This is a genomic window from Salinicola lusitanus (assembly GCF_038648475.1).
Classification (GTDB): domain Bacteria; phylum Pseudomonadota; class Gammaproteobacteria; order Pseudomonadales; family Halomonadaceae; genus Salinicola; species Salinicola lusitanus.
This window is the reverse complement of record NZ_CP151919.1, coordinates 430,160-453,792: the sequence shown is the minus strand read 5'-3', so window position 1 is coordinate 453,792 and position 23,633 is coordinate 430,160. Positions and strand designations below refer to the sequence as shown.

The following is a 23,633-nucleotide window of genomic DNA, read 5'->3' as shown; positions in this document are numbered from 1 at the left end:
TCACTCGCCGTTCGGGGTGATACGGACCAGCGCGCCGTTGCTGGAGTCCGTCAGCACCCAGAGCGCGCCGTCGGGGCCCTCCTCGACATCGCGTACGCGGCCCAGCTTCTCCAAAAGACGCTGCTCGCCGCTGACACGCTTGCTGTCGAGCGTCAGCCTCACCAGTCCGCCCGGCGACAGCGACGCGATGATCAGATCGCCCTCCCAACCAGGGAAGCGATCCCCCTGATAGAACGTCATGTCGCCGGGCGCGATCACCGGGTCCCAGTAGTAGATCGGCTGTTCCATTCCCTCCCTGGCGGTCACGCCTTCGCCGATCGGCGCACCGCTGTAGTCCTCGCCGTAGGTGATGACGGGCCAGCCGTAGTTGTGGCCGGCCTCGGGAACGTTGAGTTCGTCGCCGCCCCTGGGCCCGTGTTCGATGGTCCAGAGTTCACCGCTGGCGGGGTTCAGCGCCGCGCCCTGGACGTTGCGATGGCCGTACGACCAGATCTCGGGCAGGCCGCCTTTTTCGACACTTCCGTTCTGGCCACCGGCGAACGGGTTGTCGTCGGGAATCGAGCCGTCGGCGTGGATCCGCACCACCTTGCCCAGATGCGTGTCCAGATCCTGGGCCAGTTGGCGGGGTTCGGGTAGCGAGCGCTCGCCCAGGGTCACGTAGAGTCGGTTCTGGTCGTCCCAGGTCAGCGTGGCACCGAAGTGCTTGGTGGAGTTCCACGCCGGTGTCTGGCGAAAGATGACTTCGACGTCGCTCAGCCGGGCGTGGTCCTGGCTCAGGACGCCACGGGCGACCGAGGTGCCGTTCTCGCCGTCGCCCCTGGGTTCGGCGTAGCTGAAGTAGATTCGCCGGTTGCTGGAAAAGTCGGGGTCGAGCACCACGTCGAGCAGACCTCCCTGGCCACGGGCATCGATCTCCGGCAGGCCCTCGATGGGCGCGGACAGCGTCCCGGTCTGCAGGTCGACGGCACGCAGTCGCCCGGCGCGCTCGGTCACTAGTGCCATATCGTTGTCGACAAATGCCAGGCCCCATGGATGGGCCAGGCCCTCGGCTACCGGCGTTGCCGTGAGCGTGACATCGCCGTCGAGCGCCGGCGCGCGGGTCTGGCCGTCGAAGGCCGGGGTCTGCTCCGGCGCATTGGGCGGACCGCTCCGTACCGGCTCCGCGGCGAAGGCCTCACCGCCAAGCGACAACAACAGGGCGGCACCGGGGAAGGTCACCAGATTTCGAAGCATGTCGGTCTCCATGGCAGGGGCTGGCACTGCGCCTGATTCATTGACTGTAGCAGCCTTCCGGGCCGGCGTGAGCGGTGACGTGTCGCTGACAGTTTGAAACCAAAGATTGTCGACAAACGATGCCGCGCTTTGGTCAAAGTTGATATCATTAGCCTTTTATCGGAGTTCGAACTTGCCCACTGACCCCTCCGTGCCCAGCCAGCCATCATCGCGCTTCCGCCCCCCGACGTGGTTGCGATGGCTGCTGCTCGTGCTCGGCTGCGTCGTTGCCAATCGGTCGTTGAACGCGGTGCATATGCCGGCCGGCGGATTCATCGGCCCGATGGCGGTATCGATCGCCTACGGGGTGCTGGTCGGTGGCCTGAAGCTGCCCCGCACCGGTTTCAAGCTCAGCCAGGGGGTGATCGGCGTGCTGATCGCCCAGACGCTGACCCTGTCGGTGCTGTTCAAGATTCTCGATGCCTGGCCGGTGATGCTGATCGCCACGGCGATCACCCTGCTGCTGAGCCTGGGGGTGGGCATAGGGCTGGTGCGCTACGGCGGCCTGCCTGGCTCGACGGCGGCCTGGGGCACGACGCCGGGCGCCGCCGCGGCGATGGTCGCGATGGCCGAGGAGAGCGATGCTGATCCGCGGATCGTGGCGGCGATGCAGTACGTGCGCGTGGTCTGCGTGGTGCTGGTGGGGGCCCTGGTCAGCCACTACCTTGGCGTGACGGACAGCGCCGGCCAGGGGCACGCGGCCAACCTGCCCGCCAGCCTGGCAGAGCTGGGCAGCTTCGTTGCCACGCTAGCGGTCGTCGTCGGCGGCGTGTGGTTATTCGACCGCCGGTTGCCCGCGGGTGCGTTGCTCGGGCCGGTGGTGCTGGGCAGCGTATTGAGCCTGAGCGGACTCATCACCATCGTGCTGCCCCAGCCGCTCCTCGAGCTCGCTTACGGGGTGATCGGCGCCTACGTGGGACTCCGCTTCGACCGGGAGACGGTCCACAACATCGCGCGCGCGCTCGGCAAGATGATTTTCGCCTCGCTGGTGCTGATTGCGCTCTGTGCCGTCTCCGCCTGGCTGATGACGCTGCTGATGCACACCACTTTCATTACTGCCTATCTGGGCACGAGTCCTGGCGGCCTCGATTCGATGACGATCATCGCGATCGATACCCATGCGGATGTGGGGTTGGTGGTCGCGCTGCAGACGCTCAGGCTGTTCACGGTCGTGCTGGTGGGGCCGGGGATGGCGAGGCTGGTCGCGCGGTTCGCCAAGCCATCGGCGACCTGACAGGGACCTCGAGGGTGAGTCTCTTTGACCGTAGCCAGGCGAAGGCTGGGCTAGCGTGGAGCGTTCGACGGGTCACCGGCTGATCGGCGCCGGACGGCTTGGGGGGCCTCGGGTAGCGCCTAATGAAGGCTCCATTGCCAGCGCTTGTGCTTGTGGCGCGGGGCCGGCGTGTGGCTGCGGACGCGGCTGACCCAGGCCTGGCGCGACTCCCAGCGTATCAGGTAGACGGTCTCGCCATCACGTAGCGGAGGGTTGGCCGGATCGATCAGGACCGCGTCGAACCAGCGCGAGAGATGATAGACCTGGAGCTTGCCAGTGACGGGGTGAGCGGCCACCTGGACGGCGGCCTCCGCGCCGCCGCCGCTGTCCGGTCGAAGCGACAGCGCCCACCAGCCCGGCATGCGGTGCCGGAGGATCATGGCGAGCGAGCAGAGCGCCAGCCAAAAGACGATCTCTCCCGGCGTTGTACTGAACCATGACTCCATGGAATCCCCCTGCGACTCGGTGGCGATAGCTTCCAGTAATGGGCCATCGTCCTTTTTATGCGACGCCTTCGGGGGCGTCGTCTGTCTTCGATAGATCCAGCGTTACCCAGCACGATACGGATAGCGAGTGCCGCTCTCCACACCAGAACGGTAAACAATTGCTGTCTTACGTAGCGGTTCCCGGTGATTGTTGCGGTGATTTCCCACCGCGCGAGACGGTTTTCCTCGTGACTCTCTTTCGGACACTGTCCCATCCGCGCCAAGGGGTTTGCGGACCCGTGGGGTCTGCAGTATTTCTGAAAGCGCAAGGTCTCCTCGCACCTCGAGGGGAAACGGGATGCGGGATGCAGCGGCTGGTCTCACCGCGCTGCACCGACGACAACAAGGACAACGACAGTGGCGAGAGGCGGATATGAAACAGCAACCCTCCAACATTCAATACCGGCAGGAAGACGCCAGTTACTTCGAACAGCGTGGCCTGAGCCGATATGCCGGCCCCTGGTCGCTATGGGCGCTGGGCGTCGGCGCGGTCATTTCCGGCCACTACTCCGGCTGGAATCTGGGGCTCTCCATCGGCGGCTGGGGCGGCATGGCGATCGCGACCGCGTTGATTGCGATCATGTATCTGGGGCTGACATTCTGTATCGCCGAGATGTCCCCGGCGTTACCCCACACGGGAGCGGCGTACTCCTTCGCGCGCTCTTCGATGGGGCCCTGGGGTGGCTTCATCACCGGCCTGTGCGAGAACGTCGAGTACATCCTGACCCCGGCGGTCATCGTCTTTTTCATCGGTTCCTACCTGGGCAGCATCTTCGAGACGCCAGCGGCGATGCAGCCGCTATGGTGGGTGATAGGCTATATCCTGTTCGTGGGACTCAATATCGTGGGCGTGGAGCTGTCGTTCAAGGTCACCTTGACGGTGACGCTGATGGCGCTTGCGGTGCTGATCGTGTTCTGGGTATCGGCGATTCCCAACATCGACTTCTCCACCTGGGCGCTCAATATCGGCAGCGGCGGTGAATTGCTGGAGGGTGGCGGCGGGCCGTTGCTGCCGATGGGCATTGGTGGCGCGCTGGCGGCGATGCCTTTCGCGGTGTGGCTGTTCCTGGCGATCGAGCAGTTGCCACTGGCGGCGGAGGAGTCGGTCGATCCCAAGCGAGACATGCCCAAGGGCATCATCCTGGGGATGATCACCCTGATCGTCTCCGCCTCGATGGTGCTGTTTCTCAACCCTTCACTGGTCGGCGTCGGGGCCTACGCCCTCGGCCAGAGCGGTGAGCCACTGCTGGACGGCTTTGCCGCCATCTACGGCAGCGGCCTGGCCAAGGTCCTGGCGCTGGTGGCGATCATCGGGCTGATCTCCAGCTTCCATACCATCATCTTCGCCCAGGGGCGTCAGATCTACTCGCTGTCGCGTGCCGGCTACTTCCCGACCTGGCTGTCGGTCACCCACGGCACCCGCAAGACGCCGCACGTGGCGATGATCGCCGGTGCCTGCCTGGGGCTGGTCATCATGCTGATACTGTTCACCGGCCTGGGGATCGACCAGGGATCGGCGGTGATCGGCGGAACCCTGCTCAACATGGCGGTGTTCGGCGCCATGTGCTCCTACATCGCCCAGGCGGCATCGTTCATCCTGCTGCGCAGGAACCGTGCCGACATCCCGCGCCCCTATCGCAGTCCTTTCGGGGTGCCCGGCGCCTGGATCACCATCGTCATCGCACTGGTGACGCTGTTCTTCCAGCTGAGCGATCCCACCTATCGGGTCGGCATCCTCGGCGTCATCGTATGGTTCGCCGTCGCGATCGCCTACTTCGCGCTGGTCGGTCGTCATCGGCTGATCCTGTCGCCGGAGGAGGAGTTCGCGATGGCGCAACGCGAGGCGGCGAGCTAGAGCGCCGAGGCGACGTCCGCGATACGGCAGGGGTGCCGATCGCCCCGGCTGGCGGAAACGACAAGGCCCCGATCCTGGGACCGGGGCCTTGCGTTCGAGAGGCAGGGCGTGGGACGCCCGCCGTCGACCTCTACTGCTGGGTCTTGAAGTACTTGTCGTAGATCTTCTGGTAGGTGCCGTTGTCCTTCAGCGTGGCCAGGGCGTCGTCGAAGCGCTCGGCGAGCTCCTTGTCGCGGGGACGGAAGGCGATACCGAAGCCTTCGCCGAAGTATTTTTCCGGCTCGCTGATCATGTCGCCGACGGTGACGTAGTCGCCATCCTTGCTGTCCAGCAGCGTGGACTTGCCCACCGGGAAATCGAGGAAGGCGATATCGACGCGTCCGGCATCCATGTCCAGCACCAGGTCGTCGGCGGTGGTGTAGCGGCTGATGTTGGCCACGTCGCCGTACATGTCGGTGACGTAGTTGTCCTGCAGCGTGCCGCGCTGGACGCCGATGGTCTTGCCCTTGAGCGACTCGGGGTAGGTGGTCTCGATGCCGCTGTCGGCAGCGGCGAACCAGGCGGAGGGCGGCTTGATGTAAGGGTCGGAGAAGAGCACGGTCTGGCGGCGCTCGTCATTGATCGTCATCGACGACATGATGGCGTCGTACTTGCGCGCCAGCAGGCCCGGAATGATGCCATCCCACGCCTGCACGACCCATTCGCAGTCGGCTTTGATCTGCGCGCACATGGCGTTGCCGAGCTCGATGTCGAAGCCGGTCAGTTCACCATCCGGAGTGCGATATTCCATCGGCTCGTAGGGAACGTCGACGCCGATACGCAGCTGTTCGGTGTCCTGGGCCTGGACGACGCCCGCGATCAGCGCGGCGCCAAGCAGGCTGGTGGTCAGCAGTTTTTTCATGGATCGCTTCTCTCTCGTGATGCGTGTGTTCTTGTGTGTTGCGACTCGGTCCCGGTTCGTCCGGCGCTCCGTGGGCGGCGAACGATCTACGACATCCGATGGATGACAACCGCAGCATAACGAAAGCTTACACGGTTGAATATCACCTCGATCAACGCCTGGTTCACGGCGCCAGCAGGTAGCCGCTGCGGTGACTGTGGTGGCCGGCGATATCGGCGACGATCATGCCGGCCGTGGCCATGCGGCGCTGGCTGCGAGCGTAGAACATGCCTGCCTGCGGCGCGCGGACCGGCTCGACGCGATCGCTGATCGGGTCGATGATCTCGGCGATGAGCTGACCCGCCTCGACGGCCGTTCCCGGCCTGGCATGGAACACCAGCAGCCCCCCGATCGGCGCGTGCAGGAAGTCCATCGCCGCCAGTTCGGTGGCGGGATAGGCCAGCTCGGGCAGGGGCGGCGCCTCGCCGGCGACGAGTCCCAGGTGGCGGAGCCAGTCGATGATCGCCTGGGCGTCGTGAGCGGCGAGGTCGTGATCGACGTCGCGCTGCCCGCGCAGCTCCAGGGTCACCGACTGACAGCCGTAATCGAGCGGGAAACGGTCGCCGAAGGTCTGCTGAAGCCGCTCCCACACCAGCGTGAAGCACTCGTCGAACGACTGTCCGCCGGAGTCGGTCGCCAGCATGCTCGCCTTGGCGCCGAAATAGCGTGCCAGCGGCTCGAATACCGGCCATGCCGCCGGCGTGGTGTAGAGATGCTCCACCGCATCGAAATCGCAGTGCAGGTCGAGCACGAAGTCGGCACGGCAGGCCAGGCGCTGCAGGGTCAGACGCATCGACTCCAGCGTCGTCGTCGGTGTCATTGCATCGAGCGCTGCCTCGAACCGGTCGCGGATCAGGTCGCGGTTGTGGGCGACGTCGTCGTTCAACGCGGCGTCCAGGCCAGCGGCGATCTCGTCGGCGGCGTTGGCGTAACGGCGGTTGAAGTTGGTCAGGCTCTCGAAGTCATAGCGGCCCAGCGGCGTGTCCATCAGTTGCTGGTCCAGGCCGACCGGGTTGGCCACCGGGACGAGGGTGACGCGGCAGGCCAGCAGGCCCTGGGCTTCGAGTTCGGCCAGGCGCTGCTTCAGGGTCCAGGCCACCAGCATGCCGGGCAGTTCGTCGGCGTGCAGGGCACCCTGGATGTACAGGTGGCGCTCGGCGTCCGCCGGGCCGTAGTGAAAGCTGTCGATCTGTCGCTCGGTGCCCGGCACCGGGCTGATCAATGGGTGTCTCCGATGTTCCACGACGCTTCCTCGGCTCGAGAATCGATAGGTCCGGTCGCTGGCGCGGCAGCGACCGGAAGGGACTGGGTTACTGGGCGCAGTCGGCTTCGCTGGGGCGGACCGACAGGTCGTAGTCGAAGTACTGATCCATCAGCTTGTCGAAGGTACCGTCGGCGTACACCTCGCAGATCGCCTTGTCGAACTTGGCGGCCAGCGCCTTGTCGCGCTGGCGGAACGCCATGGCGGCACCCTTGCCGAAGATCGACGTCGGCGTCTTGATGCTGTCGCCGAGCTGCTTGTAAGGGCTGTCTTCCTGGCGGAAGTCGATGGCGTCGTTGGCGATCGGGAAATCCTCGAAGGTCAGGTCGAGCCGGCCGGACTTGAGATCGTTGACCACCTCCTGGGAGGAGCCGTAGCGGTGGATGTCGAGGACGTCACCGTACTCCTGGGTGACGTAGACGTCGCGAATGGTGCCGCGCTGCACGCCCACCGAAAGACCCTTGAGCGAAGCCTTGTCATCGATGTCGATGTCGCGATCCCGGGCGGTGATCCAGACGCTCGGCGTGTTGTAGTAGGGCAGCGAGAACATCACCTGGCGCTCGCGCTCCGGGGTGATCGCCATCGAGGAGAGGATGGCATCGTACTTGCGCGCCAGCAGGCCGGGAATGATGCCGTCCCAGCTCTGTTCGACCCAGCTGCACTCGAGGTTGGCGCGAGCGCACAGCTCGTTGCCGAGGTCGATCTCGAAGCCCTCGAGCTTGCCGTCGGCATCGCGCATGACGAACGGCTCGTAGGGGACGTCGATGCCCAGGCGAACGGTGTCCTTGTCGTCCTGCGCCATGGCCTGGCCGAGGAACTGGCCGGAGACGAGTGCGCCGGCGAGCAGGGCGCTGGTGATCCACTTGTTCATGTTCGACTCTCTTGTGATTGGTGGTTGATGATCGGGAAGCGACGCCGTCGTGACCGAATCGCCGGCCGTCAGGCGCCCCGTGGGCGCAGGTGCGCCAGCAATCGTTTTTCCAGCCTGCGGAACAGGAACATGATGCTGAAGGTCAGGCAGAGATAGATCAGCGCCACGAAGATGAACGCCTGGAACGGGGCATAGAAGCGGGCGTAGACGTAGTACGCCGCCCCGGTCAGATCCATGATCGTCACGACGCTGGCCACGGCGCTGGCGTGGAGCATGAAGATCACCTCGTTGCCGTAGGCCGGCAGGGCGCGACGGAAGGCGCTGGGCAGGATGATGCGGCGCATCATCAGCTTGCGCGACATGCCGTAGGCGCGGGCGGCCTCGATCTCGCCCTTGGCGGTATTCTTGATCGCGCCATGGAAGATCTCGGTGGTATAGGCCGCGGTATTGAGCGTGAACGCGATCAGCGCCGGGAAGAACGCCTGCTTGAACACCACCCAGAAGATGCTGTCCTGGATGCCGTCGAAGAAGACCACGCCGTAGTAGACCAGATAGAGCTGGATCAAAAGCGGCGTACCGCGGAAGACATAGGTATAGGCGTAGATCGGCAGCTTGATCCAGCGCCGCTTCGAGCCGCGGCCGATGGCCAGCGGCACCGCCAGGATCACGCCGATCAGCAGCGACAGGAAGACCAGCTGCACCGTCGTGACGAGCCCGCCCCAGTAGAAGCTGAGCGTATTGGCGGTGAAGATCGCGTTGCCGGACAGCAGTTCGGTGAACCAGCCGTTCAATTGTTCCATTCGCTGGACTCCCCGAAGCCGGTGTTATAGCGCTTGGTCAATTTGGCGAAGCCCCATTCGGAAAGCGTGGCGATCAGCAGGTAGATCAGTGCCACCGGGATCATGAACAGGAAGGGCTCGTGGGTTGCCTTGGTCGCCTCGGCGGCCACTCGGACCATGTCGGTCAAGCCGATGATCGAGACCAGCGCAGTGGTCTTGAGCAGCACCATCCAGTTGTTGCCGATCCCCGGCAGGGCATGGCGCATCATCAGCGGGAACCGGACACGCCGGAAGGCGAGCAGCGGACTCATGCCGTAGGCTCGCGCGGCTTCCATCTGTCCCTCTTCCACCGACTGGAAGGCGCCGCGGAAGGTTTCGCCCATGTAGGCCCCGAAGATCAGGCCGATGGTGATGACGCCCGCCACGAAGGCGTCGACGTTGATGAAGATGTCGATGTCGAAGGCGTAGTAGAGCTGGTCGGTGAGCATGTTGATCCCGATCTGCCCGCCGTAGAACAGCAGCATCATCAGCACCAGGTCCGGTACGCCGCGCACCAGCGTGGTGTAGAGCGTGCCGATGCCGTGGATCAGCCGATTGCGCGACAGCTTGGCGCTGGCGGTCAACAGTCCCAGGATGACTGCGAGTATCAGCGATAGCACCGCCAGTTCGACGGTGACCAGCGCCCCCTCGAGCAGCCGCGGGCCGTAGCCTTGCAGGTCGATCATGATGGTTTCCGCCTCAGTGCTTGGGCGCCAGGAACTGGCGCAGGCGCTCGGAGCGCGGGTTGTCGAGGACGTCGGCCGGTGCGCCGACCTCTTCGACCACGCCCTGGTGCAGGTAGATTACCTGGCTGGAGACATCCCGGGCGAAGGCGATCTCGTGGGTCACCAGAATCATGGTGCGGCCCTCGTCGGCGAGGTCGCGCATGACCTTGAGGACGTCACCGACCAGTTCCGGATCGAGCGCCGAGGTCGGCTCGTCGAACAACATGACCTCCGGGTCCATCGCCAGTGCCCGGGCGATGGCACCGCGCTGCTGCTGACCGCCGGACATCTGGGTCGGGAAGTAGTCGGCGCGATCCAGCAGGCCGACGCGATCGAGCAGGGCGCGGGCCTCTTCGATCGCCTGCTTCTTGGGTTTCTTCAGCACGTTGACCGGCGCCTCGATGACGTTCTCGAGCAGGGTCATGTGCGACCAGAGGTTGAAGTTCTGAAACACCATCGAGAGCTTGGCGCGAATGCGCTCGACCTGCTTCCAGTCGGCGGGCTCGCGGCCGTGCTTGGTGGCGCGGAAACCGATGGTCTCGTTGTGAACGATCAGTTCGCCTTCGTCGGGCTGTTCCAGCAGGTTCATGCAGCGCAGGAACGTGCTTTTCCCGGAACCGGAAGCACCGATCAGCGTGATGACGTCGCCTTTCTGTGCCTGGAGAGAGATCCCCTTGAGTACCTCGTGATCGCCGAAGCGCTTCTTGATGCCCTTCGCTTCCAGGGGAATGGGGGTCGCGGCCATGATGTTGTCCACCGAGTGGGTTGGCTGGCGGGAAGCGGCACGGCGTCAGATGGCCCGTCTTGCTGTCGACCGTGCCATCTTCGATGGCGTTGGCGACGCCGACTCCCCGGCGAAAAATGCGGCGATTCTAGCAGTTTCGCCGTTAGGTTCCAGATAACGCCAAGTCGGAGCGTCGACGGGGACGGGACAGGGGCAGGTGATCGAAGGGTAACTCTTTGTTCATTTTGGAAAACTCCTGAATGGTGTTGTCATTGTTCAGCGAATCGAAAATCGTCTTGGGCGAATCGGCGATCGCGGTCGTCGATGCCGCCGCCAGGCCTAGTCGGGAACAGCGCAGGGCCGCACCAGCAGCGCCGCGCGCGCACCGAGCTCGACCTGGGCATTGGGAAAGACCACCGACAGTGGCGCCTCTTCCACCACGAAGGGGCCTTCCGTTTCGTCCTCTGCCAGCCTTTCCCCCACCGCGAACTCGCTGAAATTGGCGACATCCTCGGCAAAGGTGAGTCGAAAGGTATCGCTCGTACGCATCAGCTCGAAGGCGACCTGGAAGAATCGGAGGTCGGCCACGTCGCCACTGGCCGGCGGGACGCCCTGCGCCAGCGTGGCGAGCCACCCCCGCATACCGTCCAGGGCGTCGAGGTCGTTGGCGCCGAACGGGCGTACCTTGCCGAGTTCCAGCGTGTAGGCTTCGGCGGCGTGGTAGTGGCGGGAGTAGTGAGAGAAGGTCCAGCTGTGTCGATGCTGGAGCAGTACGGCCTGCATGCCAGCCGCGGCTAGATCGGGCCATGCCGAGCGAGGCTGGGTCTCTGCCTCTCCCTCCGCATAGGGCACCACGGCGAAGCGCGGATAGCGGCTGTCGCGTATGGCGGTGTGCAGGTCGAGATGCAGTGGGCGATGGCGGTGACGCGCGAAAAAGTCGTCGACCGCATGCATCAACGCCCGCGCCCGTTCTGGCTCCTCTCCCTTTTGGTCGAGCCCACGCCGGAACAGGCGGTTGAGATTGGTGGTGACGAAACGCGTCTGCGCGCGAATCGAGGGAATATTGCCGAGGATGACCAGTAGCGGTGCCCCCAGCACGAGACGTCCGGCCTCCAGCGCGACGAGCAGCTCGCCGACCAGCTCGATGGGAGCGGTCTCGTTGCCGTGGATACCCGCGGAAATCACCACGCTGCGCGCATCGGAAGCGGCGACATCCGGTGTCAGCTCGAGAATCCCCTCGCCGTGGAGCCGGTAACGCCCGCCTGGGAGCGGGCCACTGGCGGGTCGACCGGCGACGCCGCCGTCTAGCGTTGCCGAGAGCCAGTCATCGAGCATGGAGATCTCGGGGCATCGAGGCGCTGATCGAACTCTCCCGGAACCCGGGAGAGGAGGAGATCGGCGCGAACAAGGGGTGGATCGGGTTCATGCCGATTCTCGGCTGCTGTCAGGGAGCATTCAGCTTACCCCGATCGTGGGTCCCGGCAAGCGGCCTCGTCGACACGCTGAAAAAACGCGGCCTCATCTTGAAAGCCGGCGGCACCGGATCCAGCGACGGCGCTGGCATTCATACGCCGCGGGTTCCGGTGTAGAGGGTATAGATCGAACGGCTCGCCGCCATCAGCAGCCGGTTGCGATGCTCGCCGACGAAGCAGAGGTTGGCACACACCTCCGGCAGCAGGATCCGGCCGATACGGTCCCCGTCGGGAGAGAAGATCGAGACGCCGTCATGGCCCTTGCCGCCGGAGGTCGCCGCCCACAGATTGTCGTCCTGATCCAGGGTGATGCCATCGTAGGTCTCGGCGTCCTTGCTCGACACCAGGGTCTCGCGGTTGCTGAGCGACTGGCCGTCCTGGGAGAGTGTCCAGCGCGACACCGTTGCCGGGCGGTCGGGGAAGTGGGAGGGAGCGGTATCGCTGGCATAGAGCGTCCGGCCGTCGCCGGACAGGGCGATGCCGTTGGGCTTGCCCAGCTCGTCGCTCAGCAGCTTGGGGGTGTCCAGCGTGTCGTCGACATAGTAGATCGCCGGCTTGATCTCCAGCGCGCGCTTCTCTCCCTCGTAGTCGACGTGGGCGCCGTAGCCGGGATCGGTGAAGATCACCCCATCATTGGGCAGGATCACCAGGTCGTTGGGGGCGTTCAGCCGCTTGCCCTGGTAACGGCTCGCCAGCACGGTGGTGGAGCCGTCCCATTCGTAGCGCACGACCCTCGCCGGAGAGTGCTCGCAGGCGACCAGGCGGCCGTGGTGGTCGAACGCATTGCCGTTGGAGTGACCCACGCCTTCGCGCAACACGCTGACCTGGCCGGTCATCTCGTCCCAACGCATCTGCCGGGCTCGGGGGATATCGCTGAAGACAGCGTAGCGGCCGACCGCGTTCCAGGCGGGGCCTTCGAGCCATAGCCCGCCGGACCAGTGGCGCTCGAGCGGGGTATTGAACAGGTAATAAGGCTTGAAGCGGTCGTCCAGCACCTGCCATGCCTCGTCGGGATAGCGAGTGGGCGGGGCCTCGGTGGTCTGGGCCAGCAGGCCGGGCGAGAACGCGGCGGAGACGCCGATCAAGGCAGAGTTGCGCAGAAGCTGTCGACGATCGAGGGTCATGGCGGGCTCCAGGTAAAAATGGCTGTACCCACTATAGAACGTCTTTCGGCAATGACCGCCGGAGGCGCCGGGATGTCGACCAAAGCACGAGCGGCAGCCTCAAGCCCGTGGTTTTCCCGAACCGCCGGCTCGCGGGCAGGCATCCGGATCCTGGGTGACCTGAATCAGCTCGTCGACCGGAAACTCGAGTTGGCGGGCCTGCGAGATCAGCGCCGTATAGGTGGGCTCGTCCAGCGTCGGATCCCGTGAAAGTATCCACAGGTAGTCCCGGTCCGGGCCGGCGACGAGAGCATGTTGATAACTCTCGTCCAGCGCCAGCACGCTGTAGCCTGCGTAGAAAGGACCGAAGAAGCTGACCTTCAGATGGCCGACGCTGGGGTCCCCGGCGAAGCTGGCGTGCCCCTCGGCGCTTTCCCAACTGCCCTTGGCAGGGTCGTAGCCACGATTGACGACGCGGATGTCGCCGTCGGCGCGACGAGTGTACTCCGCGGTGACGCACTCCAGGCCTTCCTCGAAGCCGTGGTCGAGCCGGGCGATTTCGTACCACTGGCCCAGATACTGGTCGATCTGGAAGTCACCGACCGGTTGCGTGCCTTCGGGGACGCCCGTGCAACCCGCGAGCAGAGTGAAAGGGGCGAGCCAGGTCAGTCGCGGATATCGCGGGAGTCTCGAGGGCAGCAACATGAGGATCCTTCCTTTTATGGCTGTTGCTGAGAGTTTTCCGACAGGAAAAAGTTGCACCCGCCGCTGGCGCCGCCGGATTCCGGCGACCAGCGTGACGACCGCTCCGGCCGGAGCGGTCGTCGGATGTCTGCCATTCAGCTGGCTTCCCGGCTCTCCATCTCGTGGCGGTAAGTCTTGGCCAGATCGGCCTTCTTCGAGTCGTCCAGCGCGCGGCCCGCCAACTGGAACACTTCCTGTTCCTCTTCGTCGAGATGGTGCGTGACCAGGTGCTGGAGTTTCTTGGCACTGGCCAACCAGCCCGGCGAGTCGTATTCGGTGGTTTCCAGGGTTTCCAGCAGCTCGTCGATCTCGTGATGTTCGGCGACGCTGTGCCGTGCCTTCTCCTGGGTCATGTCGTATTCCATCATTGGAATATAGAGCGCCCGCTCTTCGGCGGCGGCATGATTCTCGAGTTCGGCGCGCAGCCGTTTGAACAACTCGTCGCGGCCTTCACTGTCGCCGTGGGTCTTGACCAGCAGGTCCAGCAGGCGGCGCTGCTTGTCGTGGCTCTCACGCAGGTCTTCGAAAAGCGTCATCGTCTTCATCCTTTGTCGCGGTCCTTGCGGGTATCGGCAGCGGTTCGTGGCCGCCGCTCGCCACAAGGTTAGGCGATAAGGACCGTTGCTGCTAAATCCGCTTCGCACCTCTTCACGGATGAGGCTACGGCTTAAGTCGGATGTCTTTGCCGCGCCAACTGTGGTTACTTGCGTCAATAATATTATTAATAATATTGACGATGAGGATGCCATGACGACCCACTCCCCCAGCGACGAGCGGCACCACAAACCGGACGAGGAGCGCCAGACAGGGCTCAACCAGGGCCTGGTGAACTACGGCGATGCCGGTTTCTCGCTATTCCTGCGCAAGGCGTTCATCAAGGGCGCCGGGTACAGCGACGATGCACTCAATCGCACCATCGTCGGCATCGTCAATACCGGCAGCGGCTACAACCCCTGTCATGGCAATGCCCCGCAACTGATCGAGGCGGTCAAGCGCGGGGTAATGCTGGAGGGCGGGTTGCCGATCGAATTTCCGACCATCTCGATCGCCGAGAGCTTTTCCACGCCGACCAGCATGTATCTGCGCAACCTGATGTCGATGGACACGGAAGAGATGATTCGTGCCCAGCCAATGGACTCGGTGGTCCTCATCGGCGGGTGCGACAAGACCGTTCCCGCCCAGTTGATGGGAGCGGCTTCCGCCAACCTGCCGATGCTCGAGCTGGTCACCGGCGCCATGCTGACCAGCGGCCATCGCGGCGTCCGGGTAGGGGCCTGCACCGACTGTCGTCGCTACTGGGGCATGTATCGCGGCCAGGAGATCGATGACCAGGAGATCGAAGAGGTCAACGCCAAGCTGGTCGGCAGTGTCGGCACCTGCTCGGTCATGGGGACGGCCAGCACCATGGCGTGTATCAGCGAGGCGCTGGGGGTCGCCCTGCCCGGCAGCGCCTCGCCGCCGGCGGTGACCGCGGATCGCATGCGTGTCGCCGAGGCGACCGGTCGCCAGGCCGTGATCAATGCACGGGCGGGCGTGACGCCGGACAAGATACTGACCGAGAAGGCGTTCGAGAATGCGCTGCGCGTGCTGCTGGCGATCGGTGGTTCGACCAACGGCATCATCCACCTGACCGCGATCGCCGGGCGCATGGGTATCGACATCGACCTGGCCGCCTTCGACCGCATGAGCCGCGAGACGCCGGTGCTGGTCGATCTCAAGCCGTCGGGCCAGCACTACATGGAAGATCTGCATCGTGCCGGCGGACTGCCCACCGTGCTGCGCGAGCTGAAGCCGCTGCTGCATCTGGATGCCATGACCGTGACCGGTCGCACGCTGGGGGAGGAGATCGACGCCGCGCCGGCGTTCGAGCAGCAGGTGGTGCATCGCTTCGACGCGCCGCTCTACCCCGCCGGCGGGATCGCATTCGTGCGTGGCAACCTGGCGCCCGATGGCGCGATCATCAAGCAGTCGGCCGCCGATGCCCGACTGATGGAGCATGAGGGGCGTGCGGTGGTGTTCGAGGATGCCGAGGACATGGCCGCGAGAATCGACGATCCGGCGCTGGACGTGACGGCGGAGGATGTCCTCGTGCTCAAGCGTATCGGCCCGGTGGGTGCGCCGGGAATGCCCGAAGCCGGGTATCTGCCGATTCCGCGCAAGCTGGCCCGGCAGGGCGTGCGCGACATGCTGCGAATCTCCGACGGTCGCATGAGCGGCACGGCGGCGGGCTCTATCGTGTTGCACGTGACGCCGGAAGCCGCCCTGGGCGGGCCGCTGGCGCTGGTCGAGAACGGCGATCGGATTCGCCTGAGCGTCAGTGAACGGCGCCTCGAGCTGCTGGTCGACGAGGCAGAACTGGCTCGGCGCCGGGAAGGCTGGCGGCCAGTCGCGCTGACCGCCGAGCGGGGCTATCGCAAGCTGTTTCTCGAGCAGATCACCCAAGCGGACCAAGGCTGTGATTTCACCTTCCTGCGGCCGCCGACCATCCAGCGCCGGGTGCCGAAGTGATGGCGGGCCTCGAGGCCAGCCATCACTCTTATCAGCCGCTATCAGCCGCCTTCCCGAATCCGATAGAGATGCAGGTAACGCTCCTTGGAGGGCTGGAGATGCCGGTAGCAGAGTCGGTGTAGCTCGGCGCGATCCTGGCGCTCGAGCGCGTCGATCATGGCCAGATGCTCGTCCCGGGCCAGCAGGATGGCTTCACGGTCGGTGGTGCCGATGAAGCGGATGGCGTGGGCCTTCTGGGCGAACTCGTTGATCGTGTCGGCGAGGTAGTCGTTGCCGCAGGCCGCGAACAGGGTGCGGTGGAAGGCGATGTTGTGGTGGAACACCGCGCGCAGGTCGCCGCTCTCCACCGCGGCGCTGTGCCGGGCCTGTATGTCGGTCAGGGCCTCGATCAGCGAAGGCGGCGCCGGCATCGGAATACGGTCCGCGGCGGCCTCCTCCAGGAGCTCGCGCATGACGTAGATTCCCTCCACCTCTTCGGGCGTGTAGGACTTGACGAAGGCCCCGCGATTCTTGATCCGCTCCACCAGGCCGGCGTTCTCGAGCTGAAACAGCGCCTGGCGCACCACGTGGCGCTTGCCGGCGAAGCGCTGCATCAGGTCTTCCTCGACCAGTCTCTCCTTCGGGTGCGCGCGATTCAGCACGATATCCTCTTCGATGGCCGAGACGATATCGGCGACGCGCACCCCCTCGACCTGGGGTTCCGCGTGTTCGTCGGCGAGACGATGGCCGGCGGCGGCGGAGGTCGGTTTGGCGGTGTCTCGCTTTGGCATGAATGTATTCCCGTCACGATGAAGTTCGCGTCACTCGGTCAGTCATTGTCCGCAGCGGCCAGGGGGTGGAGCAAGCGCTACCCGTTGCTAAGGCAGCGGTATCGCTTCACGGCCGGTTGCGGAATCGATTCTGCCATGCCGACTTCGAAGATGACCCTGCTTTTTCGGCCTTTGACGTCATTTTGCAAGACGTTACTGCTTTAGTCGCTATTGGCGTCAATATTATTGACAATTTGATCGATAAATTAATACGTTCTTTCTGGCACGACAAGTCGGCAACACAAAGCGTAGGTACGACAACGACAAACTGACTCCGTCAGAGAGGAATCGACCATGCACGCCAAACCCCTTCGCCATTGGCTGACAATCGCCGCCGTGGCCGTCAGCCTGTCTCCCCTGGCGCAAGCCGCCGATTACGTGGGAGGCGACGAGATCACCGTATTGCAGGGATTCAAGCCAGGGGGCGGCAGTGACGCCCTGGCTCAACTGGTACAGCCGCGGCTGAGCGAGATCCTTGGTGTCGATTTCGTCAATGAATACATGCCCGGCGCCACCGGGGCCGTCGCGTGGACGCGGCTGGCCAAGCAGTCGCCCAACGACGGCAGCACCATCAGCATCACCAACACGCCGATGCTGATGACCAACTACATCATGAACGATGCCATCACCTACAAGACCGATGAGATGACCCCGATCGCCAACGTGGTGACCGATCCAGGCATCGTCGTCGTCAGTGCGGACAGCCCCTATCAGACCATCGAGGATCTCTTCGCGGCCGCCGAGCAGAGCCCGGGTACCGTGACCATCGGTAACTCCGGTGTCGGCGGCGATGATTTCTTCACCACCATCCTGCTCGAGCAGGCCAAGGGGCTGTCGTTCAAGAAGGTGCCGTTCCAAGGCGACGGCCCCTCCGCGACGGCGGCCATGGGCGGCAAGATCGATGCCAGCTTCAACAACGTGGGCAACGTCTACGGCCAGGTCGAGTCCGGCAATCTGAGGGCGCTGGCGGTGTTCGCCGAGAAGCGCCTGACCAGTCTGCCCGACGTTCCCACCATGAAGGAGAAGGGCGTCGATGTGGTGGCGGGCTCCTCGCGCGGTTACAGCGCGCCGGCCGATATCCCGGAAGAGGCCCGGCAGCAACTGATCGAAGCGTTCCAGACCCTGGCCAAGGACCCCGACTTCCAGGCCCAGGCGGAAAAGCGCGCCATGAATCTCGATGTCGTCACCGGTGACGACTACCGCGCCATGATCGACAAGATGGAGAGCGACTATCGGGAAATCTGGGACTCGGTCAAGGATCAGGTCGGCCGTTGAGTGACCGGCGAGTTGCCGAGGAGGAGGGCGCCATGAACGTCAGTCGTCTGCTGCTGGGAGTATTCGGCCTCGTCGTGGCTGGCGTCTTCTTCCTCGACGCCAGCCAATACCCCCGCGCCGCCGCCGAGATGCCGATGATCTACGCCGTGGCCGTTGCGCTCATGTCGCTGGCGATGGTGGCCAGTGAGCTGCGCCTGCGACGCCAGAGACCTGCCATTCGCGAGCCCGCCACCGAGGCATCCGCCATGGCGCCGGACGACGCGCCGCCGCCTCGGCGCTGGATGGCGGTCGCAGTCATCTTCCTGCTGGCGGTGGCATATGTCGCCATGATGACGACGCTGGGCTACGTGCTGGCCACGGCGCTGTTCTTGGCCCTGTCGCTGTCGATTCTGCGCACCGTGAAGTGGACCTTCGCGGTGATCGCCGGGGCGCTGTTGATCGCGATGGTCTGTCTGGTGTTCGTGCAGTTCCTGGGGCTGCCGATTCCGCTGCTGCCGAGCTTCCTTTAAACCCTGGCCGATGCGGGTGGCCACGACGCTCGGTTCGGGCACAGGAGAGTAGACGCGCATGGATTCCTCACTGGTGATGATCGGGCTGACCAACGTGCTCAGCGTCAACAACATTGCCTGCATTCTGGGTGGCACGCTGCTGGGGCTATTCGTCGGGGCGATGCCTGGGCTATCGGCAACGATGGCGCTGGCCCTGCTGCTGCCGCTGACGTTCAGCTTCGATCCGGCGACCGGGCTGAGCATGCTGGCCTCGCTCTACGTCGGGGCCTCCTACGGTGGTTCCATCGCCGCGATCCTGCTACGTACGCCGGGCACGCCATCGGCGGCGGCGACCGTGCTCGACGGCTTCCCGCTGTCGCAGCAGGGCAAGGCTGGACAGGCGTTGGGGATCTCGCTATTCGCCTCCTTCTTCGGCGGGCTGATGAGCGGCATTGCGCTGCTGACCGCAGCCCCTCTGCTCGGCACGCTGGTGCTCGAGTTCGGCCCGGTGGAGCTGTTCGCCATTGCCGTGCTGGGTATTACCATCATCGGCTCGCTGGCGCAGGGGTCGGTGATCAGCGGTCTGCTTTCCGGCGGGCTGGGGCTGCTGCTCAGTACGGTCGGGATGGACCTGACGACCGGAACGCCACGCATGACGTTTGGCCAGATCAATCTGTTTGCCGGAATCGACTTCACGGTGGCATTGATCGGCCTGTTCTCGGTGCCCCAGGCGTTGACGCTGATCGAGAATTCCCATCGGGGCGGCAAGGTCGCGAGCCGTATCACCGACCGGTTGATGCCGCGCTGGCGCACCATCAAGCAACTGATGCCCAACATCCTGCGCTCCAGCGGCATTGGCATCGTCGTGGGCCTGATTCCGGGGACCGGCGGCGATACCGCGAGCTGGTTCGCCTACAACGAGGCCAAGCGCTTCGCCAAGGACAAGAGCCGGTTCGGCAAGGGCGAGATCGCCGGGGTCGCCGCGCCGGAGGCTGCCAACAACGCGGTCGTCGGTGGCGCGCTGATTCCCACCATCGCCCTCGGCATCCCGGGAAGTTCCTCCACCGCAATCCTGCTGGGGGCGCTGATGGTGCAGGGCATTCTGCCGGGCCCCAACCTGCTCACCGACTACGGCGATGTCACCTACACCCTGATCTGGGCGGTGATCCTCGCCAATATCGCGCTGCTGGTGGTGGGGCTGGCGTTCACCAAGATGAGCGTGTCGGTGACCCGGATTCCCGATGGTTTCATCGCCTGCGCCATTCTGACGCTCTGCATCATCGGCGCCTTCGCCATCAACAACAGTCTGTTCGATGTCGGGTTGATGCTGGGCTTCGGCCTGTTCGGCTACTGGATGAGCAAGGCGGGCGTCTCGCCGGCCCCGATGGTGATAGGGCTGATCCTGGGGCCGGTGATGGAGACCAGCTTCCAGCAGTCGATGCTGATCGGCAACGACAGTTTCGGCGTGTTCCTGGAGAGTCCGATCGCCACCGTCCTGCTGATCCTCGCGCTGCTGTCGATCCTGCAGGCGACACCTTTCTTCCGCTGGCTGCGCGCGCCGTTCAAGCGTCGCCTGAAACCCGATTGATGCGATGCCAACCACCCGGAGAGTGACCGATGACCAGAATCACGGAGGTACAGGCGCGAACGGTCAATGTCGCGCTGGACAACCCGACCAGCTTCTCCAACCGGCAAGTCCTCAAGCGGGACTACGCCCTGGTCAAGGTGACCGGGGACGACGGTATCAGTGGCATCGGCTTCTGCTATGGCGGCAACAATGCCGGCCATCTGGTGACCCAGGCGGTACGCGATCTGCTCAAGCCGATATTGATGGGGCAGGACGCTCACCGTGTCGAGGGGCTATGGCAGGAGATGTATCAGGAGAGTCTGCTGCATGGCCGCGCCGGCTCGGTGATGCGGGCGCTGAGCATCCTCGATGTGGCGTTGTGGGACCGGAACGCCCGCGCCGCCAACCTGCCGCTCTACCAGTTTCTCGGCGCCAGTGACGAAGAGAGCGTGGCGGCCTACGCCAGCGGCGGTTATTACCTCGATGGCAAGACGCCGGCCAAGCTGGCGGAGGAGATGACCGGCTACGTCGGGATGGGCTTCCGGGCGGTCAAGATGAAGGTGGGGCGCGAAGACCTGGCTGGCGAGGAGGCGCGTCTGGCCGCCGTTCGCGAAGCCATCGGCCCCGACGTGCTGCTGATGATGGACGCCAACAACGCCTGGCAGGATCTCCCCTCGGCCCTGGCATTTGCGCGAATGGCCGAGCCCTACTCGCCCTACTGGATCGAGGAGCCGTTCAGCCCGGACGACATCGACAACCATCGCCGCCTGGCCGAGCGCACGCCGATTCCGGTGGCGACGGGCGAGATCGAAGCCGGACGCTGGCGCTTCAAGGAGCTGCTGGACAAGGAGGCGGCGATGATCCTGCAGACCGATGCGGCGGTCTGTGGCGGGGTCACGGAATTCCGTCGTATCGCGGCCACGGCGGCCAGTTACGGCGTCGAGATCTGCCCCCACTGGTTCCACGATCTTCACGTCCACCTGGTCGGCTCGACACCGAATGCGCCTTTCGTCGAATTCTTTGCCGACGATCAAGTGCTTAACTTCCGTAGACTGATCGATACGCAGTTGACCTTCAGCGACGGGCGCCTGCACCTGCCGCGGAAGCCGGGGCTGGGATTCGATTTCGACGAAGCCGCCTTGTCGCGTTACGCCGTCGACCCCTGGTCCTGAGTCGACCCGGCCCATCGTCGCCACCATTCGCCAATCACCCTGTCTGCCAGAGGTCTGCGCTCATGCCGAATGCGCCCTGCGGTACCGTACTCTCGCCGGTCATCACCCCGTTTCGCGATGATCTCTCTCCGGATGCGGCGCGCTTCGTCGAGCATTGCCGCTGGCTGTTGAGCAACGATGTCGGCCTGGCGATCTTCGGCACCAACTCCGAGGCCAACTCGCTGTCGGTCCAGGAGCGACTCGAGCTGCTCGATCACCTGGTCGCGGCGGGGATCGACACGACCCGGCTGATGCCGGGTACCGGCTGCTGCTCGATACCCGATAGCGTGGCCCTGACGCGACATGCGGTGAGCCAAGGAGTGGGGGGTGTGCTGATGCTGCCGCCGTTCTACTACAAGGGCGTCTCTGAAGAGGGGCTGTTCCGGTTCTATTGCGAGGTGATCGAACGCGTCGGCGACGAGCGGCTTCGTCTCTACCTCTACCATATCCCGCCGGTGGCACAGGTGCCGATCGGGCTGGGTCTGATCGAGCGACTGCTGAAGCGCTACCCCGAGGTCGTGGCAGGGATCAAGGATAGCTCCGGGGACTGGGCCAACACCCAGGCCGTCATCGATGCCTTCGGAACCCAAGGATTTAGAGTCTACGCGGGCAGCGAGCGCTTCCTGCTGCCCACGCTGCGAGCTGGAGGCGTCGGTTGCATCAGTGCCACTGCCAACGTCAATCCTCGCGCGATCTCGGCGCTGGGCGGCAGTTGGCAGGGCGACGATGCCGATGCGCGCCAGCAGGCGCTGAACGAGATTCGCGATATCTTCGAAAGCGTGCCGATGATCCCGGCGCTCAAGGCCGCCACCGCCCATTTCAGCGACGATTCCGGCTGGGACCGTCTGCGACCGCCGCTGGTCTCGCTCGACGAGAGCCAGCGCGACAAACTGCTGACGGCCCTGAAGCGGGTCGATTTTGCGATGCCGGGGCTGGTCGGGTGACGATCGCTATCGGCGTCGACATCGCCGGCGTCGCCGCCTTAATCTCGAACTCTCTTCTCAACGCGTAAGGATCCTTCGTGACGCGTCAACAACGCCGCCTGTCTCGTATTCGCAACTTCCTGGACCTCGAACGCGCCGGCAAGCGCCATCTTCCCCGGCCGATCCACGGATACGTCGCCAACGCCGCGGAGGAGGGCAAGAGCCTGGCCGCCAACCGTGCGGCCTTCGACGATTACTGTTTCCTGCCACGGGCGCTGATCGCTGTCTCACACGTCTCCCTCGAGACGGAGCTGCTGGGGCGACACTACGCGGCGCCGTTCGGGATCGCGCCCATGGGGATCAGTGCGCTCTCCGCCTACCGGGGAGACCTGGCATTGGCTCGCGCCGCGGCGGGGGCCAACGTTCCGATGATCATGAGCGGTTCGTCACTGATTCCCATGGAAGAGGTGGCTGCGGTCGAGGGATGCGACTGGTTCCAAGCCTATCTGCCGGGAGACGAGCCTGGCATCGAGGCGCTGATCGCTCGGGTCGAGCGCGCCGGGTTTCGCAATCTGGTCATCACCGTGGACTACCCCGTTCCGCCCAATCCCGACAACAACCGGCGCAGCGGCTTCTCGTCCCCGATTCGCCCGACCCTCCGTCTGGTACTGGATGGCTTGGTCAAGCCACGCTGGCTCTACGAGACGTTCTACAAGACGCTCCGCCACCACGGCATTCCACACTTCGAGAACAATCATGCAACTCGGGGCATCCCGGTCATTTCGCGTCACGTCAATCGCGACTTCTCGGGGCGCTCGCACCTCGACTGGAACTATCTTGCCCTGGTGCGAGAGCGATGGCCGGGGAACCTGATCGTCAAGGGTATCCTGCATCCCGAGGATGCCCAGCGTGCCAAGGCGCAGGGCGTCGATGCCATCATCGTTTCCAACCACGGCGGCAGACAACTGGACGGCACCATCGCTCCCTTGCGCGCGCTCCCCGAGGTGATCGAGGCCGTGGGCGACTTTCCTGTCATGATCGATAGCGGCTTCCGACGCGGTACCGATGTGCTGAAGGCACTGGCGCTGGGAGCCCGCTTCGTCTTTTTCGGCCGTCCTTTCAATTATGCCGCCGCCTACGCCGGAGAGGCGGGTGTCAGCCATGCGATCCATCTGATGCAGGAGGAGATCGCGCGGAACATGGCGCTACTTGGCATTACGGACATTCGCCAGATGAATATGAGCCGGCTACGCGAGGTTCCCTGATATTTCCGACATCGAGCGTCACCCCCCGACAGCGTTTCACGACT

General features: G+C 64.6%; 22 protein-coding genes. 9 read left to right on the top strand and 13 right to left on the bottom strand.

The window, feature by feature from the left end; genetic code table 11:
• Window positions 1-1,233: a PQQ-dependent sugar dehydrogenase gene (locus AAGT95_RS02005; protein WP_342595353.1), complete on the bottom strand. Its 1,233-nt coding sequence runs from the start codon at window positions 1,231-1,233 to the stop codon at window positions 1-3.
• Window positions 1,234-1,405: 172 nt separating this feature from the next.
• On the opposite strand from AAGT95_RS02005, the gene AAGT95_RS02000 reads away from it, so the two are divergent.
• On the top strand, window positions 1,406-2,506 hold the full coding sequence (locus AAGT95_RS02000) for an AbrB family transcriptional regulator (protein ID WP_342595352.1): 1,101 nt from the start codon (window positions 1,406-1,408) through the stop codon (window positions 2,504-2,506).
• A 119-nt stretch (window positions 2,507-2,625) separates the two neighbouring features.
• On the opposite strand, the gene AAGT95_RS01995 is transcribed toward AAGT95_RS02000, so the two are convergent.
• Window positions 2,626-2,991 (bottom strand): hypothetical protein, encoded by a 366-nt coding sequence (locus tag AAGT95_RS01995; RefSeq protein ID WP_110597962.1) that lies wholly within the window; start codon window positions 2,989-2,991, stop codon window positions 2,626-2,628.
• Window positions 2,992-3,403: 412 nt separating this feature from the next.
• Here AAGT95_RS01995 and AAGT95_RS01990 point away from each other — a divergent pair, with 412 nt between their 5' ends.
• Window positions 3,404-4,885 (top strand): amino acid permease, encoded by a 1,482-nt coding sequence (locus tag AAGT95_RS01990; protein WP_110597961.1) that lies wholly within the window; start codon window positions 3,404-3,406, stop codon window positions 4,883-4,885.
• A gap of 130 nt (window positions 4,886-5,015) precedes the next feature.
• Here the strand turns inward: AAGT95_RS01990 and AAGT95_RS01985 are convergent, their stop codons facing one another.
• The 10 genes from AAGT95_RS01985 to AAGT95_RS01940 form a co-directional block, all read right to left on the bottom strand.
• Window positions 5,016-5,786, bottom strand: a complete 771-nt coding sequence (locus AAGT95_RS01985; protein WP_342595351.1) for an ABC transporter substrate-binding protein — start codon at window positions 5,784-5,786, stop codon at window positions 5,016-5,018.
• A 163-nt stretch (window positions 5,787-5,949) separates the two neighbouring features.
• On the bottom strand, window positions 5,950-7,068 hold the full coding sequence (locus AAGT95_RS01980; protein WP_342595350.1) for a succinylglutamate desuccinylase/aspartoacylase family protein: 1,119 nt from the start codon (window positions 7,066-7,068) through the stop codon (window positions 5,950-5,952).
• A gap of 67 nt (window positions 7,069-7,135) precedes the next feature.
• The gene (locus AAGT95_RS01975; protein WP_110707887.1) at window positions 7,136-7,957 is read right to left on the bottom strand and encodes a transporter substrate-binding domain-containing protein; all 822 of its coding nucleotides are present in this window, start codon (window positions 7,955-7,957) and stop codon (window positions 7,136-7,138) included.
• A 68-nt stretch (window positions 7,958-8,025) separates the two neighbouring features.
• On the bottom strand, window positions 8,026-8,757 hold the full coding sequence (locus tag AAGT95_RS01970) for an ABC transporter permease (RefSeq protein WP_110707886.1): 732 nt from the start codon (window positions 8,755-8,757) through the stop codon (window positions 8,026-8,028).
• Entirely contained in the window at window positions 8,745-9,461 is a 717-nt protein-coding gene (locus AAGT95_RS01965; RefSeq protein ID WP_110597956.1) for an ABC transporter permease, read from the bottom strand. Before AAGT95_RS01965 ends, AAGT95_RS01970 begins: the two co-directional genes overlap by 13 nt.
• 13 nt (window positions 9,462-9,474) lie before the next feature.
• Window positions 9,475-10,245, bottom strand: a complete 771-nt coding sequence (locus tag AAGT95_RS01960) for an ABC transporter ATP-binding protein (protein ID WP_110597955.1) — start codon at window positions 10,243-10,245, stop codon at window positions 9,475-9,477.
• 318 nt (window positions 10,246-10,563) lie between these two features.
• Window positions 10,564-11,559: a succinylglutamate desuccinylase gene (locus tag AAGT95_RS01955; protein ID WP_342595349.1), complete on the bottom strand. Its 996-nt coding sequence runs from the start codon at window positions 11,557-11,559 to the stop codon at window positions 10,564-10,566.
• 229 nt (window positions 11,560-11,788) lie between these two features.
• Window positions 11,789-12,820 (bottom strand): SMP-30/gluconolactonase/LRE family protein, encoded by a 1,032-nt coding sequence (locus AAGT95_RS01950; protein WP_342595348.1) that lies wholly within the window; start codon window positions 12,818-12,820, stop codon window positions 11,789-11,791.
• A 99-nt stretch (window positions 12,821-12,919) separates the two neighbouring features.
• Window positions 12,920-13,504 (bottom strand): lipocalin family protein, encoded by a 585-nt coding sequence (locus AAGT95_RS01945; RefSeq protein WP_110597952.1) that lies wholly within the window; start codon window positions 13,502-13,504, stop codon window positions 12,920-12,922.
• A gap of 134 nt (window positions 13,505-13,638) precedes the next feature.
• Window positions 13,639-14,079, bottom strand: a complete 441-nt coding sequence (locus AAGT95_RS01940) for a hemerythrin domain-containing protein (RefSeq protein ID WP_110707883.1) — start codon at window positions 14,077-14,079, stop codon at window positions 13,639-13,641.
• Window positions 14,080-14,290: 211 nt separating this feature from the next.
• On the opposite strand from AAGT95_RS01940, the gene AAGT95_RS01935 reads away from it, so the two are divergent.
• The gene (locus AAGT95_RS01935) at window positions 14,291-16,051 is read left to right on the top strand and encodes an IlvD/Edd family dehydratase (RefSeq protein WP_110707882.1); all 1,761 of its coding nucleotides are present in this window, start codon (window positions 14,291-14,293) and stop codon (window positions 16,049-16,051) included.
• A 41-nt stretch (window positions 16,052-16,092) separates the two neighbouring features.
• Here AAGT95_RS01935 and AAGT95_RS01930 read toward each other — a convergent pair whose 3' ends face one another.
• A complete protein-coding gene (locus AAGT95_RS01930; protein WP_110707881.1) occupies window positions 16,093-16,821 on the bottom strand; it encodes a GntR family transcriptional regulator in 729 nt (242 codons plus the stop codon).
• A gap of 333 nt (window positions 16,822-17,154) precedes the next feature.
• Here AAGT95_RS01930 and AAGT95_RS01925 point away from each other — a divergent pair, with 333 nt between their 5' ends.
• The 6 genes from AAGT95_RS01925 to AAGT95_RS01900 all read left to right on the top strand — a co-directional run bounded on the left by AAGT95_RS01925 (window position 17,155) and on the right by AAGT95_RS01900 (window position 23,589).
• Window positions 17,155-18,135, top strand: a complete 981-nt coding sequence (locus AAGT95_RS01925; protein ID WP_342595347.1) for a tripartite tricarboxylate transporter substrate binding protein — start codon at window positions 17,155-17,157, stop codon at window positions 18,133-18,135.
• 32 nt (window positions 18,136-18,167) lie between these two features.
• Window positions 18,168-18,644: a tripartite tricarboxylate transporter TctB family protein gene (locus AAGT95_RS01920; protein ID WP_342595346.1), complete on the top strand. Its 477-nt coding sequence runs from the start codon at window positions 18,168-18,170 to the stop codon at window positions 18,642-18,644.
• A 58-nt stretch (window positions 18,645-18,702) separates the two neighbouring features.
• On the top strand, window positions 18,703-20,211 hold the full coding sequence (locus AAGT95_RS01915; RefSeq protein ID WP_342595345.1) for a tripartite tricarboxylate transporter permease: 1,509 nt from the start codon (window positions 18,703-18,705) through the stop codon (window positions 20,209-20,211).
• 29 nt (window positions 20,212-20,240) lie between these two features.
• Window positions 20,241-21,362 (top strand): mandelate racemase/muconate lactonizing enzyme family protein, encoded by a 1,122-nt coding sequence (locus tag AAGT95_RS01910; protein WP_342595344.1) that lies wholly within the window; start codon window positions 20,241-20,243, stop codon window positions 21,360-21,362.
• Between the two features lie 62 nt (window positions 21,363-21,424).
• Complete coding sequence (locus AAGT95_RS01905; protein WP_342595343.1) at window positions 21,425-22,345, top strand: dihydrodipicolinate synthase family protein; 921 nt, start codon at window positions 21,425-21,427, stop codon at window positions 22,343-22,345.
• 77 nt (window positions 22,346-22,422) lie between these two features.
• The gene (locus AAGT95_RS01900) at window positions 22,423-23,589 is read left to right on the top strand and encodes an alpha-hydroxy acid oxidase (protein WP_342595342.1); all 1,167 of its coding nucleotides are present in this window, start codon (window positions 22,423-22,425) and stop codon (window positions 23,587-23,589) included.
• Window positions 23,590-23,633 lie beyond the last annotated feature (44 nt).

Bases quoted from the DNA above. Each gene is read 5' to 3' on its own strand.
- AAGT95_RS01915 (WP_342595345.1), top strand. From the start codon at position 18,703: ATGGATTCCTCACTGGTGATGATCGGGCTGACCAACGTGCTCAGCGTC.
- AAGT95_RS02005 (WP_342595353.1), bottom strand. From the start codon at position 1,233: ATGCTTCGAAATCTGGTGACCTTCCCCGGTGCCGCCCTGTTGTTGTCG.
- AAGT95_RS01935 (WP_110707882.1), top strand. From the start codon at position 14,291: ATGACGACCCACTCCCCCAGCGACGAGCGGCACCACAAACCGGACGAG.
- AAGT95_RS01945 (WP_110597952.1), bottom strand. From the start codon at position 13,504: ATGTTGCTGCCCTCGAGACTCCCGCGATATCCGCGACTGACCTGGCTC.
- AAGT95_RS01985 (WP_342595351.1), bottom strand. From the start codon at position 5,786: ATGAAAAAACTGCTGACCACCAGCCTGCTTGGCGCCGCGCTGATCGCG.
- AAGT95_RS01930 (WP_110707881.1), bottom strand. From the start codon at position 16,821: ATGCCAAAGCGAGACACCGCCAAACCGACCTCCGCCGCCGCCGGCCAT.
- AAGT95_RS01975 (WP_110707887.1), bottom strand. From the start codon at position 7,957: ATGAACAAGTGGATCACCAGCGCCCTGCTCGCCGGCGCACTCGTCTCC.
- AAGT95_RS01940 (WP_110707883.1), bottom strand. From the start codon at position 14,079: ATGACGCTTTTCGAAGACCTGCGTGAGAGCCACGACAAGCAGCGCCGC.
- AAGT95_RS01920 (WP_342595346.1), top strand. From the start codon at position 18,168: ATGAACGTCAGTCGTCTGCTGCTGGGAGTATTCGGCCTCGTCGTGGCT.
- AAGT95_RS01970 (WP_110707886.1), bottom strand. From the start codon at position 8,757: ATGGAACAATTGAACGGCTGGTTCACCGAACTGCTGTCCGGCAACGCG.
- AAGT95_RS01965 (WP_110597956.1), bottom strand. From the start codon at position 9,461: ATGATCGACCTGCAAGGCTACGGCCCGCGGCTGCTCGAGGGGGCGCTG.
- AAGT95_RS01950 (WP_342595348.1), bottom strand. From the start codon at position 12,820: ATGACCCTCGATCGTCGACAGCTTCTGCGCAACTCTGCCTTGATCGGC.
- AAGT95_RS01910 (WP_342595344.1), top strand. From the start codon at position 20,241: ATGACCAGAATCACGGAGGTACAGGCGCGAACGGTCAATGTCGCGCTG.
- AAGT95_RS01925 (WP_342595347.1), top strand. From the start codon at position 17,155: ATGCACGCCAAACCCCTTCGCCATTGGCTGACAATCGCCGCCGTGGCC.
- AAGT95_RS01960 (WP_110597955.1), bottom strand. From the start codon at position 10,245: ATGGCCGCGACCCCCATTCCCCTGGAAGCGAAGGGCATCAAGAAGCGC.
- AAGT95_RS01905 (WP_342595343.1), top strand. From the start codon at position 21,425: ATGCCGAATGCGCCCTGCGGTACCGTACTCTCGCCGGTCATCACCCCG.
- AAGT95_RS01955 (WP_342595349.1), bottom strand. From the start codon at position 11,559: ATGCTCGATGACTGGCTCTCGGCAACGCTAGACGGCGGCGTCGCCGGT.
- AAGT95_RS01990 (WP_110597961.1), top strand. From the start codon at position 3,404: ATGAAACAGCAACCCTCCAACATTCAATACCGGCAGGAAGACGCCAGT.
- AAGT95_RS01995 (WP_110597962.1), bottom strand. From the start codon at position 2,991: ATGGAGTCATGGTTCAGTACAACGCCGGGAGAGATCGTCTTTTGGCTG.